This is a genomic window from Lentibacillus jeotgali, from assembly GCF_000224785.1.
Taxonomy (GTDB): Bacteria; Bacillota; Bacilli; order Bacillales; family Amphibacillaceae; genus Lentibacillus; species Lentibacillus jeotgali.
The window spans coordinates 345,051-359,631 of the sequence record NZ_AGAV01000005.1; the positions used below are offsets into that span (position 1 = coordinate 345,051).

General features: G+C 43.7%; 12 protein-coding genes, 1 tRNA gene and 1 other RNA gene. 11 read left to right on the forward strand and 3 right to left on the reverse strand.

The features are described 5' to 3' along the window. Positions 1-194 precede the first annotated feature (194 nt). The 5 genes from ON01_RS19160 (at position 195) to ON01_RS04490 (ending at position 3,303) form a co-directional block, all read left to right on the forward strand. Positions 195-335, forward strand: a complete 141-nt coding sequence (locus ON01_RS19160; RefSeq protein ID WP_138919725.1) for a small, acid-soluble spore protein L — start codon at positions 195-197, stop codon at positions 333-335. A 25-nt stretch (positions 336-360) separates the two neighbouring features. Then, entirely contained in the window at positions 361-618 is a 258-nt protein-coding gene (locus ON01_RS04480; protein WP_280990978.1) for a sporulation protein, read from the forward strand. An 81-nt stretch (positions 619-699) separates the two neighbouring features. Then, positions 700-886, forward strand: a non-coding RNA gene (ssrS, locus tag ON01_RS18805) — 6S RNA. A 138-nt stretch (positions 887-1,024) separates the two neighbouring features. Next, a complete protein-coding gene (locus tag ON01_RS04485) occupies positions 1,025-2,170 on the forward strand; it encodes an AI-2E family transporter (protein WP_010529806.1) in 1,146 nt (381 codons plus the stop codon). A gap of 128 nt (positions 2,171-2,298) precedes the next feature. Next, complete coding sequence (locus ON01_RS04490; protein ID WP_010529807.1) at positions 2,299-3,303, forward strand: phosphotransferase enzyme family protein; 1,005 nt, start codon at positions 2,299-2,301, stop codon at positions 3,301-3,303. Between the two features lie 97 nt (positions 3,304-3,400). Here ON01_RS04490 and ON01_RS04495 read toward each other — a convergent pair whose 3' ends face one another. After that, positions 3,401-4,336 (reverse strand): NADP-dependent oxidoreductase, encoded by a 936-nt coding sequence (locus ON01_RS04495; RefSeq protein ID WP_010529808.1) that lies wholly within the window; start codon positions 4,334-4,336, stop codon positions 3,401-3,403. A 168-nt stretch (positions 4,337-4,504) separates the two neighbouring features. Between ON01_RS04495 and ON01_RS04500 the strand changes: the two genes are divergently transcribed. Together ON01_RS04500 and ON01_RS04505 are read left to right on the forward strand one after the other, a co-directional pair. Continuing rightward, entirely contained in the window at positions 4,505-4,999 is a 495-nt protein-coding gene (locus tag ON01_RS04500; protein ID WP_010529809.1) for a DNA-deoxyinosine glycosylase, read from the forward strand. Between the two features lie 747 nt (positions 5,000-5,746). After that, on the forward strand, positions 5,747-6,706 hold the full coding sequence (locus tag ON01_RS04505; RefSeq protein WP_010529810.1) for an alpha/beta hydrolase: 960 nt from the start codon (positions 5,747-5,749) through the stop codon (positions 6,704-6,706). 130 nt (positions 6,707-6,836) lie between these two features. Here ON01_RS04505 and ON01_RS04510 read toward each other — a convergent pair whose 3' ends face one another. Then, positions 6,837-8,834 carry a S9 family peptidase gene (locus ON01_RS04510; RefSeq protein ID WP_010529811.1) on the reverse strand — a complete coding sequence of 666 codons (1,998 nt, stop codon included), beginning with the start codon at positions 8,832-8,834 and terminating at the stop codon, positions 6,837-6,839. A gap of 110 nt (positions 8,835-8,944) precedes the next feature. Then, on the reverse strand, positions 8,945-9,808 hold the full coding sequence (dat, locus tag ON01_RS04515; protein WP_010529812.1) for a D-amino-acid transaminase: 864 nt from the start codon (positions 9,806-9,808) through the stop codon (positions 8,945-8,947). A gap of 137 nt (positions 9,809-9,945) precedes the next feature. On the opposite strand from dat, the gene ON01_RS04520 reads away from it, so the two are divergent. The 4 genes from ON01_RS04520 to queG all read left to right on the forward strand — a co-directional run bounded on the left by ON01_RS04520 (position 9,946) and on the right by queG (position 14,179). Beyond that, positions 9,946-10,635: a Crp/Fnr family transcriptional regulator gene (locus ON01_RS04520; RefSeq protein ID WP_010529813.1), complete on the forward strand. Its 690-nt coding sequence runs from the start codon at positions 9,946-9,948 to the stop codon at positions 10,633-10,635. Between the two features lie 219 nt (positions 10,636-10,854). After that, positions 10,855-10,928 (forward strand) — tRNA-Gly (locus ON01_RS04525). Positions 10,929-11,311: 383 nt separating this feature from the next. Continuing rightward, positions 11,312-13,018, forward strand: a complete 1,707-nt coding sequence (locus ON01_RS04530; protein ID WP_010529814.1) for an ABC-ATPase domain-containing protein — start codon at positions 11,312-11,314, stop codon at positions 13,016-13,018. A 21-nt stretch (positions 13,019-13,039) separates the two neighbouring features. Further along, complete coding sequence (gene queG, locus ON01_RS04535; protein WP_010529815.1) at positions 13,040-14,179, forward strand: tRNA epoxyqueuosine(34) reductase QueG; 1,140 nt, start codon at positions 13,040-13,042, stop codon at positions 14,177-14,179. Positions 14,180-14,581 lie beyond the last annotated feature (402 nt).

The window sequence follows — 14,581 nt, forward strand, 5'->3', positions numbered from 1 at the left end:
ATTAACTTCTAAAGTGTTTATTCCTGTTCAGCCGCAAGTTTAAACCACTTTAAACCCGAGTGGCAAGTTGCTGAAACGAACATTGCGAGATAAGTATGTATAGCACTTAGTGAGAGGTATCGAGGTGAGAAGCCAGGTTGGGATCAGCATAAAACACATTAAATTCAGAAACACTACATTCTGGAGGTGTTTTTATGGCTGATAAAAAGGATAACAGAAGTAAGACACAGGTCAAATCAAGTGTCAACAAACAAGGGCTTAGTGAGGACGCAGCAGATCAGCAGCCGGATAGCCAGCTTGAGCAGCGTGCCAAAAAGAGAAACACGAAAATCTAGCTGAGGCACCATTTAAAAGATAAGGGTGAGAACAATCGATAACACTTTGAACTATCTGCGTGAAGCACTGGCTAACCATCAGGACGATGCTGTGCTGAAACAAATTATAGGCAAACTTAAGCATAATGACTTTAAAAATGAAGAGGAATTTGTGCGAGTTCTTGATGAGGAGGAAATGGCATTTCTTGATTCGGTCGTTGAGAAAGAATTGAATTATGCCAAGAATGCGGAAGATGATGTACGCGCCAGCCAATTAAGAGACGTGTATGAATTGCTTTTTTGAAGGCAATTAGCTCATAATTGCACCAAATTTTCAGGTGAAATTTACCATTGATTTTAACTGGTTTAAAGGTTATTATATAAATACAGGCTGCAATGTTCGTATTTAAATAAGTTTTAACCTCTAACAGATGAATAGGGAGTTTTATATCGGGACTCAAATGTCGAGCCTCCTTTGAGTGGAAGACAGGAAGGTTCCTGCAAACACCCACTTGGCGAAGTGGTGGTTTTAAAACTTTTTATTTAAAGAATACGGCAATTGTGGCTGCATACCACTAAAGTAATAAGCCGGTTTCCGTCAGGGAGCCGGCTTTTGTGTGTCACTAAAAAATGATAGCTCCTTCTTAATCAGTCATGGAAATTTTTCGTAATATCGTCTATAATTTGTATATTAAGGAGGAGCGTTTGTTATGAAAACAAGCCGGTTCATGAGATTTTTAGGCGGCCGTGATTTGGTCTTCGGTGTGGCTCTGTTAATTTTAATCGGAATCACCATTTTTATTTATACAAAAGTTTCGTTTATTTTTAATCCGGTTCTGACCATACTGTCGACTGTACTGCCGCCGGTTATCCTAGCCTTTATTGCCTATTATTTGCTGAATCCGATTGTTAATCTTCTGGAGCGTGTACATATTAACCGTATCTGGGGTATTATTATCATTATCCTCGGTATCAGCGGGCTGCTGACCGGACTGATTTTACTGACGGCGCCTGCTATTGAGACGCAGGTAAAGGAATTGGCATCCAAATTTCCGACCTACCTGCAGCAAATGGGCGAGGGGATTGACACCTGGATTCAGAATTCTTTCCTCGCACCTTACTATGAACAGGGTTATGCCTGGTTCACGTCCAACTTAAGTAATGTAACGAGCAGAATCACCGAGCACCTCGGCGGGGCAGTCGAAGGGGTGCAGAATGTTGCCAGCACCATCACCAGTGTTGTGGTTGCCATTATCACATTCCCATTTATTTTGTTCTTTTTATTAAAAGATGGGGACCATTTCAAACGTTTTTGCCTGAAATTGCTCCCACCTAGATACAGGGATGAAGCGAATCAGATTCTGCACAATATGGATATCCAAGTCGGCTCCTATATCCAAGGGCAGATTATTGTCGCTTCGTGCATTGGAATTTTATTGTACATCGGCTATTTAATCATTGGTCTTGATTACGCAATCACGCTTGCCATTATCGCTGGTATCACAAGTGTCGTACCTTATTTGGGACCAATGGTTGCGATAACGCCGGCTATTATCATTGCGATCGTAAATTCCCCGATTATGCTGTTGAAATTAGGCATTGTCTGGGCCGCTGTTCAATTTCTGGAAGGGAATTTTGTTTCACCGAACGTTATGGGTAAGACAATGCAGATCCATCCGCTAACCATTATCATCGTATTATTGGTGGCAGGGAATCTGTTCGGCATTGTCGGTGTCATTCTCGGCATCCCGGGCTACGCGATACTAAAAGTCATTGCAGTTTTCTTCTTTGAAAAATTCAAAGCACGCTATAACCGGTATTATGGGGAAGACTATGGTGCTTATGAAGAAAAATGAGGATAATCAATTGGAAATATGAGCAAGTGTATAGAATATGGGCGCGTGCGCTTAAACATGAGCGCGAGAATAGAAACATGAGCGTGAAACCAGAAACATGGGCATAAAGATATTGGGGGATTCCTGTTTTGCAACTTAACGTCAAGCATTCATTAATTGATACGGAAACGATAAAGCAACTAGCCGGAATGTATGATTTGCCGAATGACGTGCAATGTGAATTACTCACCAGCGGAAAGAATGATACATATCTCTTAACGGACCAGAACGAAGCGAAATATATTTTCAGGCTTTACCGGGCCGGACATCGGGATAAAGAAGCAATTTTGTTTGAACTGGATGCAGTCAATTATTTGCATACACAGGGGTTCCGCGCATCATATCCGATTAAGAAGCCAGACGATGATTATTTAACAGAAATTGCAGCGCCCGAGGGCTTGCGATATGGTGTTCTGTTCAATTATTCGGAAGGGGAACGGCCGCAAATCAACGAGAAACATTCAGGATTGATAGGTGCAGCTCTTGGCGAGTTGCATGAGCGGACCTTAGGATTCCTCTCAAGTCATGATCGCGGTTTTGAGCTGGACACCAGTCATTTGCTCGATGAACCGGCAGCGGTTATTTCGCCGGTGATCGAGAGGTATCTTGGCGGCCAGTCTGTGACGATTTTACATACCGTTGTGGAAAATACGAAAGCTGACTTGAAGGAATACAATCTCGAAAAAGGATTCTGTCACGGTAATTTTTATAATCATAATATGCATATTCATGATGGCAAGATTGACGTGTTCGATTTTGACGACTGTGCGGTCGGATATCGCGCTTATGATATTGCCGTTTCTTGGTGGGATCTGAAAAACAACTATAAAAATTTGGAAGAGGAATACTGGAATGCATTTCTAAAAGGATATTTGACTGAAAAGCATCTGGCAGCAGATGATGTTCGCAGCCTCCCACTGTTTATTACAGCTAGGCGGATTTGGCTGATGGGGACAATGATTACCAATGATGATGTGTGGGGGACGAATTGGATTAACGAACAGACTTTGTCATTGTTTATCGGTCAGCTGAGGACCGACCGACTTGGTGATGCGGACTTGAGGGAACTTGATGAAAACCAGGCGCGATTATAAAAAAACCTGCGATTCACCCGCAGGTTTTTCCAGGCAGTTACGAAAGTACAGATAATTTCTTAACTGCATAAGTGCAACTAAAGTTTTCTAACGGTGTCTACTTCATATTGATAACAATTTTTCCTTTTGCATGGTGTGTTTCACTCAGTTGATGCGCTTCGCGGATTCTTTCTTCGTTGAATGGAAAGCTTTTCCCTATATAAGCTTTCACGTCACCTTTTTCCATTAATTTACCCAGTCTGGTCAGCTGTTGGCCGTCCGGTTCAAGCCATAAGAACCCGGCTTTAGCATTTTTGGAGGCAGCGGTTTCTTCATCTGGCGGCTGGGCAATGGAAACAAGCTTACCGCCTTCTTTCAGTACATTGAAACTCTTCTCCTGGATTTCGCCGCCCATCGTGTCAACGACAATGTCAAAGTCATCCAGTTTCTGCTCAAAATCTTCTGTCTGATAATCAATAAATTGATCGACACCCATCTCTTTCAGGAACTCCTCATTTTTGGCGCTCGCTGTTGATGCGACATGGGCACCGAAACTTTTGGCAATTTGGATGGCAAAGCTTCCAACACCGCCTGAACCGGCATGGATCAGGACTTTATCATCCCTTTTTATATCGGAAAAGTCGACCAGACACTGCCATGCAGTAAGGCCTGTCAGTGGTGTTGCGGCAGCTTCTTCAAATGAGATATTATCAGGAATTTTTGCTAATAGCTCTTTATCGACTGCTGTATACTCAGCATAGGTTCCTTTTTCTGTTGTATCAGGCCTGGCGAATACTTTATCGCCGGCTGTAAATCCGGAAACATTATCTCCGGTCTCTGCAATTACTCCTGCGGCATCCCAGCCCAGAATGATTGGAAATTCGAAAGGGAGCCGTTCCTGCAGATAGCCTTCCCGCACTTTCCAGTCGATCGGGTTAATCGATGTTGTATAAAGCTCCACCAGTACCTGATTATCTGTTATGACAGGTTTGGGAACTTCCTCTTCACTAAGTTGATCGGTGCTTCCGTATTCATGAATAACAACCGCTCTCAAATTGAACCCTTCTTCCATAATATATTTTGTGTTAGTTTACCCTTCTTGTCATATTTTAAATCTTTTATCCTGCATGTACCTGGCAGTAAAATCTCCATTGATTGAAGTTTCACTTTAAGGGGTTGAATTAGATTAAAAACGGTAATAAGAAAAAAGGGTGATTTGTTTATGGTTGAACGATTAATTTCATTTGATCCGGTTCTGCCGGAGATACCAAAAGTGCTTATTCTTGGATCAATGCCAGGTGGTGTTTCATTGGAGAAAAAAGAATATTACGGTAATCCCCGCAACCATTTTTGGCGAATTATTTACGGATTATTTGATGAGGAACCGGATTCGCAATATGAAGACAAAATGGCATTTGTCAAAACGCGTCATATCGCTTTATGGGATACAATCGGTACGTGCTACCGAGAGGGAAGCCTGGACAAAAATATCGTGGATGAACAACCGAATGATATTTGGGGATTGTTAGAGAGCCATCCGTCCATCCAGCTGGTTGCCTGCAATGGAACAAAGTCGTATGAAACGTTTAAGCGACATTTTAAATTAAACCGGGTCAATGTCATTAAATTGCCATCGACCAGTCCAATTCCAGGACGTTATACGAAGAATTTTAATGAGAAGTTTGAAGAATGGAAGCAAATCTTGGATTATCTTTGATGAATTTCGGTATCAGTCATGATACAATGGGATTAAGACAAAAGTCTTACTTTGGCTTGTGTTACAAGACTTAAAGTATTTTGATGGGGCAGATTGTCCCAAATATGAGAAATTTATAATGAATAATTGCTGTTACACATAAATAGAATGGAATTGGCTGTTTTTTAAAGGACCGTAAACGAGCCGCAAGCTGCAACTTGCGACTCGCGACAGTTATTTGGTGAGAATGGCGGCCTTGATCAACGTTCGAAAAAAGTAATGCACCTGAATTCGCAAAGGAATCGGCGGTGTATTACTTTTTTTCATTTGAACCGGCAATTAACAATACGAGCGTCCCAAACATCAACATTAACTCGAGAGTCTTGTCAATTGGGATCACTTAATTCAGCCCCTTTCATATTAAGGGATGTGAGGCCGCCAGTTAAGAAATGATTATCTTCACTGCTTTCGTTCAAAAGCATCCTCTCAATAAGCTGTCCATTTCATTATACTATAGAAAATCTGGAAAAGCTTGTCATTTTCGAAAAATAGTAAAATATTCTTATAACTTTGCTGACAATGGATGTTTGACAGTTTTTGTCGAGTTTATAGCAATCGATGCACTGGCTTGGCGGGTCAACATTTCCCTTTGCATGGCTTCAGTATTTTCCGCCGTTTCCATGAGGTACCATAGCTAAATAGGCGAAATCGCTTGCCATGTTTTGTATAATAAAGATAGAGTGATAGATGTTAGAGAGGAGATGTGTCGTGAAACGGAAGACATGGCTGAAAATTGGTATCGGGGTCTTGAGTGTCCTGTTAATTATAGATGTTGTCGCAAGTTTCTACTTTTATAATTTGGCAATTGACCGTGGCGAAAAGGACTTTCTCCAGGGAAATGAGGACCTGGAGGCATCCGCGGAAACGATGGAAGTGCTGCGTGAAGGCGACTGGCGTAAATGGGTTGACGAGCAAGATTTCGACGAATGGACGATGACCTCGAGGGATGGTCTGGAATTGAAAGGTTACTTTCTTGAAGCGGAAGAGCCGTCCAATAAAGTCGTTGTGATGGCGCATGGTTATCTGGGAAATGCGATGAATATGGGGTTATATGGCCAATACTATTACGAACAAAAAGGCTATAACATATTTACAGCCGATGCACGCGGACATGGCGCTAGCGGCGGAGACTATATTGGCTTCGGATGGCATGATCGAAAGGATTATGTGGATTGGATTGACCGGATTATTAAAAGGTACGGAGAAGATACCGAGATCATTCTGCATGGTGTTTCAATGGGGGCTGCAACAGTACTGATGACAGCCGGAGAGGAACTGCCTGACAATGTGAAGGCTGTAATTGCGGACAGCCCATATACGAGTGTGTACGATATGTTCTCCTATCAGATGGGCCGGATGTTCAATTTGCCGTCATTCCCGTTTCTGCCATCGACAAGTGTTGTAACGAATATCCGGGCAGGTTATTCTTTGCAAGAAGCATCAGCCCTTGAACAGGTTAAAAAAGCGGACGTTCCAATTCTTTATATCCATGGGACCGATGATACATTTGTGCCCGCCAGGATGTCGCAAACACTATATGAAAATACGAAAAGTGAAGCTGAACTCATGACAGTGGACAATGCCGGTCACGGTGAGCCGTATGTGGTGGCTAAGGAAAAGTATATTGATAAGGTCAATGCGTTTCTGGATAAACACACAGACTGGTAATAATAGACTTCTTGGTATATATTATTGATTCAAATATATTAACCGAATTTAAGGTTCGGCGTTTTCCGTGGAAAATTGCAAACAAAAACGGAAGTCCTCGTTAGGAGGGCGTCCGTTTTATTAATCGATTCTAAAGATATTCGTCAAACCAGCGTGTGATATGATTCAACCGTTCGATGCGCATTTCCGGTTTGCCGCTCCGGCTTAATTCATGGTTGGCGCCCGGGAAACGGACAAATTCGACTTCCTTCCGTAGATGCTTTAATGCCACAAACATTTGCTCACTTTGTTCGATCGGGCAACGGAAATCTTTTTCCCCGTGCACGAGCAGTAGGGGCGTCTCAATATTTTCTGCATATTTCAGTGGCGAGAAGTCCCAGAGCTTTGCCGGGTCTTCCAGCAGATTATTCCCTAACTCCCATTTGGTGAAGAAATATCCGATATCGCTCACACCATAGAAACTGAGCCAGTTGCTGATGCAGCGCTGTGTAACGGCTGCCTTGAACCGTTTGGTATGGCTGACAACCCAATTTGTCATAAAGCCGCCATAGCTACCGCCTGTGACGCCAAGCCGGTCCTGGTCAATGAAATCATATTTATCCAGCACATAATCAACCGCACTCATCAAATCAGAATAGTCTTTTCCACCATAGTCTTCACGGCAGGCGTTGACAAACGTCTGACCATAGCCATGACTTCCACGCGGGTTCGTGTACAAAACTACATAGCCTTTGGCAGCAAGCAATTGCAATTCGTGGAAAAATGTCTGCCCGTACATGGCATGCGGTCCGCCATGTACTTCCAACACAAATGGATATTTTTTGCTTTCTTCAAACCCATATGGGCACAACAGCCAGCCCTGAATTTCCCAGCCGTCGTCCGCTTTAAGCGATAGCATCTCCGGCTCGCTGAGTTCAATATTATCCAATAGCACTCGATTGGCATCGGTTAACCGGTTCGGCTGCCCCTTACTGTCCATGTGATAGAAATTGCCTGGATTAAGCGGTGTGCTGATGCCGAGGATAAATGCTCCATCACGGTGCGAAAAGCCAAAGACATGATTATTGTCTTTGTACAGTGTTTTCAGTTCACCATTCATGTCGGCTTGGTATAACCCGGTTGCACCATGATCGGTCCCAATGAAAAATAAACGCTGTTCATCATTGCTCCAGAGAGGGCCGTTTTCAGATTCACCCATTCGCGTGTCGCCAATCATGGTATCACCTAACTGGAAGTCCCAGCCATTGCTCAGGCAGGTTCTGTCACCAGTGGGGGCTTCGAAAATGAATAGGTCATTTAATGTGGCGCCCTGATAGGCAAACTCATGACCAAGGCAGGCAATTTTTGATCCGCTTGGTGAAAAATGTGCATTGCCGTATTGGCCATTTCCATCGGTTAGCGTTATTGTTACCTTTGTTTCAAGGTTTAACATATGAAGATCATGAACTAACTCATAATCTCTGTCCTTATCAAGGTTGGCACTGAATAACATATATTTTCCATCAGGTGATATGTCCTCGATGTTATGATCAGTATCAGCCGTGGTCAGCTGTTTAAATGTCATATTCTCCAAATTCAGCCGGACAATCTGCATGTGTTTGTCGTCGTGGAATCCGTTTGCGTCTGACTTGTATTTTAGACGGGTGACCACAAGAGGCTGCCTGCTTTTTTCTTCCTGTTCCCTCTGTCGTTCTTCTTTAGTTGGTTCCCGCTGGTCTGTTACGTCATCGTTATTTTCCAGCAGAGCATTGAAAATAACGTATCTGCCGTCTTGGGACCATTCGGGGTTGAAGGCGCCATTTCTGAACGTTGTTAGCTGTCTCGCTTCACCGCCGTTGGTATGTAATAGCCATAGTTGCGGAACCCCGCTCCTGGTTGATTGGAAAACAAGTTTTTTGCTATCTGGTGAAAACCGCGGGTGACTGTTTTGGGCATTATCAAATGTCCACTGCCTTGGTTTCTGTTCATTGATAGGCTGAAAAAAGATTTGTGAGGCATAGTCGTTTTCATCATTCGCAGCAGTTGATACAAATGCATAGGCATTTCCGTCCGGTGTCAATTGCGGATCACTGTAGACATCAATATGCTTCAGGTCTTCTGCCGTTAAAGCACGTTTCGCAGTACTCATAAAGATCCCTCCTAGTAAGGCTTTATTAAGCGTACGGGTCATGTTAAGCTCACACGCTCATGTCCTCCGGGCCTGATTTTAGAAAAGCCTTTTGTGCATGTGACAAAAGGCTAGATTCGTTGCTTAACAAGACCGGCATCCACTTCATAAGCTTCCTGCAGCATTTGGGTTGTTTTCCCTGGTATCCCCTCAGCAATCTTCTTGCCGTCAACTTCAACGATCGGCATGACTTCTGATGTACTGCTTGACAGGAAGACTTCATCGGCATCTGCAATATCTTCAATTGAAAAAGCCTGCTCGACAAATGGGATATTCAAACCAGCAGCAAACTGTTCAACGCGCATCCGCACGCAGCCGTGAAGAATACGGTTTGTAGCAGGGTGTGTATAGATTTTGCCATCTTTTACAAGATAAACATTCGATGAACTGCATTCAGTCACTTTGCCGTCACGCTCCAGAATTGCTTCATAAGAGCCGTTTTCCTGGGCTGCCTGTTTTGCGAGCACATTTGGAAGCAGGTTTAAACTCTTAATATAGCAATTTTCCCAGCGTGTATCGCGCTTTGTGATAGCCGATACGCCGTTTGTCAGATTCTTCGTTTTACGCGGCATATCCTGGACATAGGCGTAAACGTTTGCCGGGGTATCTACCGGAAAAGCATGATTACGCGGTGCGGAACCACGAGTCGCCTGCAGGTAAACAATGCCGTCAGATGTCATCTCATTCTGCGACAGCAGGTCATGCAGCAGGCTAGTGATCTCTTGTCTGGAAAATGGGAGATCAATCTTAATCGCCTCAGCAGACCGGAATAGCCTGTTGACATGTTCAGTTATCAGATAGTATGCCCCTTGATAAATACGAATCACTTCATAAATACCATCGCCAAACTGCAATCCCCGCTCTTCAAACGGGTATGTCAGGCTGTCACGATTGGTGAAATCAGCTTGAGATAGTATAATAGGATATACGGACAATACATTCGCCTCCTTAAAATAACTTCATTTTATAATGGTACGCTTTTTCTGTAAAGAGTGACAAATATCACAGGATAATGGTTTGAATTTCCTTATAATGTCATATACAAATATAATAAGGAAAAGGGGGAAGCACTATGGAACCAATTTTGGAACGTTTGAGCCCACAGGAATACGATATACTGATAGATGCTTCAAATGAGATACATATACCAAAAAACTCATTTGTCTTTAGAGAAGGAACGTCTGCTGAACATATATATTTTCTGATTCAGGGAAAAGTACGTGTTTATAAAAAAATTGAATCAAACAAAGAACTGACCATTTTTACACGTGGTATGTATGATGGCATCGGTGAAATAGGCGTTTTTGGCGGTGTTAACTATTCGAATTCTGCAAAGGCGCTTCAGGATAGTGTTTTATATGTGATTGACCGAAAGACCATAGAAGAAATTTTATCGCAAAATGGCCGTATAAGCCTTCACTTCACCCGCTGGATAGCTGAATCACTTGAAGCAAGCAAAGCAAAAATCCGTGATTATATTGCGTTTGGCTCAGAAGGGGCAGTTGCCTCCGTGTTTGTCCGTTTCTCGAATATGTACGGTGTTGTTACCCCTGATGGTGTTCGGATTACCGAACCTGTCATGATTCAGGATATCAGCAAGCATATTGCCATTTCCAGAGAAACGGTCAGCCGGATCGTGAATAAATGGAAAGAGCAAGACATCGTTGACAATGAAAATAAATTCTTTTTGATTAAAAATATGGCTTACCTTAAAAACCTGCTTATGTGCGATCATTGCAGTGTTGAAAATTGTGTCCTGTAGCAGGGGGGTTCATATATATAATCGAAATGAAATGGGAAAAAGGTGCATGAAAAAATAAAACTCTCTTTTTTTCCGATATCTTATCAGGGGCCCACTCGAGGAAAGTAATGAAGAGGTCTTTCGGTAAAAAAATTGTCAAAAACGGTTGATTCCATTTAGCAAGGTTGGTATAATAAAAATATTCTACAAAAAAACACAAGTTTTGCAGATGCAAGACGTGCGGGTGTAGTTTAGTGGTAAAACCTCAGCCTTCCAAGCTGATGTCGTGGGTTCGATTCCCATCACCCGCTCCATACATAAGTAAGTCATAACGCAGTGTTTCGCCATATTCCGAAGCATTGCGTTTTTTCATAGCACCAGCCTTTCCGCTTTACTTGAATATGCCATTTTCACCATGTATTCTATGCATAAAGTGAAACTTCGTTTAGCGGGACGCTTTTTCCCCCTGAACGTTAGTCGAACAGAATCGGGCATTTAGGGTCAGTTACCCGCCGTCATTTGGCGGATTACTGACCATTACATGCGGGATAAAGTGAAACTTCGTTTAGTGGGACGCTTTTCCCACTGAACGTTAGTCGAACAGAATCGGGCATTTAGGGTCAGTTACCCGTCGTCATTTGGCGGATTACTGACCATTACATGCGGGATAAAACCACAATAAATTGAGGGATACGTTATGAAACAACTTTTGCAGACACTGAAGCAGATTGATGGAAAAGGCTATAAAGCATATAAGAGTGTGCAAGGACACTACAAATTTTCCGATTTTGATTTATATATAGATTATGTTCAGGGTGATCCATTTGCAACACCATCTAAGATCCGAGCAGTTGTCCCGGCGAAAAAACGTGCACTGGATGACAGCTGGCTTGAGTCGTACAGACGCAGAGTTGCAACAGAGGACATTATTGCGCGCAAGGTTGGCGCCGCCATTACGAAAGGCAATTTTTCTATAAAAGGATCTGGGAAAAGCGGCAGCATCCAATTTGACCGCCCGGGCCAGGAAGTACTTGAACGCAGCGCTGTGCAGGCAGACGCCAGTTCAATCACTGTTTGTATTTCAATCGGCTTGCCGGCAAATGGACGCAAAATTAATGGCAGAGAGGCAGAAAAATTGTTTGCCGATGCGATCCCTGCTATTTTAAAAAATTCTGTTTTTTCGATTAGTGACAAGGAAATTGAAGACGCTGTCCAGCTGGCTGATCAGCAGGAAGCGATCAGAGCGGAAATGCGCAAAAACAATTGGATTTCATTTGTTGCCAACGGGTCTGTTCTTCCGAGAGGGAGCGGTGTTAGCAACCGGCCGCTGAAAGATGCGGTGCCGTTTCAGAGCCCAAAAGAAAATGAGGTTACCATTGAAATTCCACATCAGACAGGGCCGGTTAAAGGCATGGCAATTGAGAAAGGGATAACCCTGATTGTCGGCGGCGGTTACCATGGTAAAAGCACAATCCTGGAGGCGATTGAACGCGGCATTTATTCTCATACACAAGGGGATGGACGTGAATATGTGCTCACAGATCCGGATGCGGTGAAAATCCGCGCTGAAGATGGCCGGCAAGTAACAGGTGTTAATATTTCGCCGTTCATCAATAATTTGCCGCACAAACAGGATACGACGTTTTTTTCAACGGAAAATGCCAGTGGGAGTACATCACAGGCAGCCAATGTGATGGAGGCTCTAGAAGCTGGTGCAAGCACCTTGCTGATTGATGAGGATACAAGTGCGACCAACTTTATGATCCGTGACCAGCGGATGCAGCAGCTCGTTCATAAGGATAAAGAACCGATCACCCCGTTCATTGATAAAATCAAACAGATGCGTGACCAGCTTGAAGTGTCAACGCTATTGGTAATGGGCGGTTCCGGCGATTACTTTGACGTTGCCGATTCGGTCATTATGATGGAAGCTTATGTACCATATAATGTCACTGATGAGGCAAAAGCAATCATATCGACAAATCCGGTTGTACGGTCATCAGAAAAAGAAGAGACATTTGGCAGCATCAGTGAGCGGTATTTTCAGCAGAATTCCCTGCAGACCAGAAAAGGCAAAAAATCCAAAACGCAGGCTAAAGGGCTTACTAAAATACTGATGGGCCAAATAGATATTTCGTTTGCAGCGACAGAACAGCTTGTTGATACGTCACAGACAAACATGATTGCTGAAATCATTCAATATTTGGACCGTACCAATGCGCTCGGAAACAAAACATTGCATGAACTGCTCACTGATATCGAGCGGCAAATGGATCAAAAAGGACTTGCTTCCTTTACGATATTTAAAGACCAGCACCCGGGCGATATTGCGCGTCCAAGACGGTACGAAATTGCAGCTGTGCTGAACAGAATGCGTACAGCAAAGATTCAACAAAAACGGTAAAACGAAAAGGAGGCAGCCCGAATGAAAACAGAGCAGCTCAAGCAGGAAATTATTGCATACAGCGAAGAAATCGGCATCGACAAAATCGGGTTTGCTTCTGCAGATGTATTTGAAGGATTGAAAGAACGGCTGAAGCGTCAGCAGGAACTCGGTTACCAGTCGGGTTTCGAAAAAGGTTCGATTGAGGAGCGGACAGAACCTGACAGGCTGCTTCCGGAAGCACAATCGATCATTTCCATTGCGCTTGCGTATCCATCGCGTATCAAAGATGCTCCGAAAAGTACAAAAGAAGAGCGCCGCGGCGTATTTTGCCGTGCTTCGTGGGGTGTGGATTATCACGACGTATTAAAGGAAAAACTCAGCAAACTCTCAGCCTTTATCAAAGAAAAGGTACCTGAAGCGTCGATGAAAGAAATGGTTGATACAGGCGAACTGTCCGACAGGGCTGTTGCTGAACGGGCGGGGATCGGATTCAGCGGCAAGAACACCGCGATGATCACACCCGAATTCGGCTCGTATGTTTATCTGGGTGAACTGATCACAAATCTTTCATTTATTCCGGATACCCCGCTAGAGGATGGCTGCGGCTCGTGTACAAAATGTCTGGACGCCTGCCCGACCGGTGCGCTTGTTCAGGGCGGACAGCTGAATGCCCAGCGATGCCTTGCATTTTTAACCCAAACGAAAGATTTCATGCCTGATGAATTCCGTCCGAAAATCGGTAATTTCATTTATGGTTTTGACACGTGTCAGGTCGTCTGCCCGTATAATAAGAAAATTGACTTTCATCACCATCCTGAGTTTGAGCCGGAGCCGGATGTGGCTAAGCCAAAATTGAAGCCGCTGCTCAGGATATCCAACCGCGAATTTAAAAATATATTCGGGCACATAGCCGGTTCATGGCGCGGGAAAAAACCGCTGCAGCGCAATGCCCTGATTGCCCTTGGTCACTATAAGGACGAGACGGCTGTTCAGGATATGATTGCCGTTATGAAGAATGATCCGCGGCCGGTTATCCGTGGTACGGCGGCCTGGTCGCTTGGAAAAATCGGTACACGTGAAGCATTTTTGGCGATTGAATCAGCAATTGAAAAGGAACGTGATGAACAAGTCCTTGCTGAAATGGAAAAAGGCCTGGCGTTTAAAAAAGGTGTTCTCTAAAATATTAATGTTTTGACACAGAATCTATAAACTGCGACGTAATGACAGTGTATTTTTTGTTCACGATTTCTGAGTACGAGGAATGCTCTCGCGCGAAATCTGGAGGGTGTCACGCGATTTCGTGCCACCCTCACGCGAAATTCAGAGAGTGTCGCGCGATTCTGTGCCACTCTCGCGCTAAATTCAGAGCGCCACACGACCTTATGCCAGCTTCACGCGATCGAACAACACAAAACTTCGATTGGAAAAAAAGCGAGTCATTCAGGCAGCAAAAGTATTCCTGCTAGGTTAATGGTTGAGAAATCGGGGCTTTGTCCGTCGTAAAATATAAAGTCCGTAAACAAAACTTAGCGAAGTGTATTTCCGAAGCGGTATTATCGCACACAAATTTTTCACTATGTC

Excerpts from the sequence above, each read along its gene's own strand:
- ON01_RS19160 (WP_138919725.1), top strand. The coding sequence starts at position 195 with ATGGCTGATAAAAAGGATAACAGAAGTAAGACACAGGTCAAATCAAGT.
- ON01_RS04485 (WP_010529806.1), top strand. The coding sequence starts at position 1,025 with ATGAAAACAAGCCGGTTCATGAGATTTTTAGGCGGCCGTGATTTGGTC.
- ON01_RS04500 (WP_010529809.1), top strand. The coding sequence starts at position 4,505 with ATGGTTGAACGATTAATTTCATTTGATCCGGTTCTGCCGGAGATACCA.
- ON01_RS04510 (WP_010529811.1), bottom strand. The coding sequence starts at position 8,834 with ATGAGTACTGCGAAACGTGCTTTAACGGCAGAAGACCTGAAGCATATT.
- ON01_RS04520 (WP_010529813.1), top strand. The coding sequence starts at position 9,946 with ATGGAACCAATTTTGGAACGTTTGAGCCCACAGGAATACGATATACTG.
- ON01_RS04530 (WP_010529814.1), top strand. The coding sequence starts at position 11,312 with ATGAAACAACTTTTGCAGACACTGAAGCAGATTGATGGAAAAGGCTAT.
- queG (WP_010529815.1), top strand. The coding sequence starts at position 13,040 with ATGAAAACAGAGCAGCTCAAGCAGGAAATTATTGCATACAGCGAAGAA.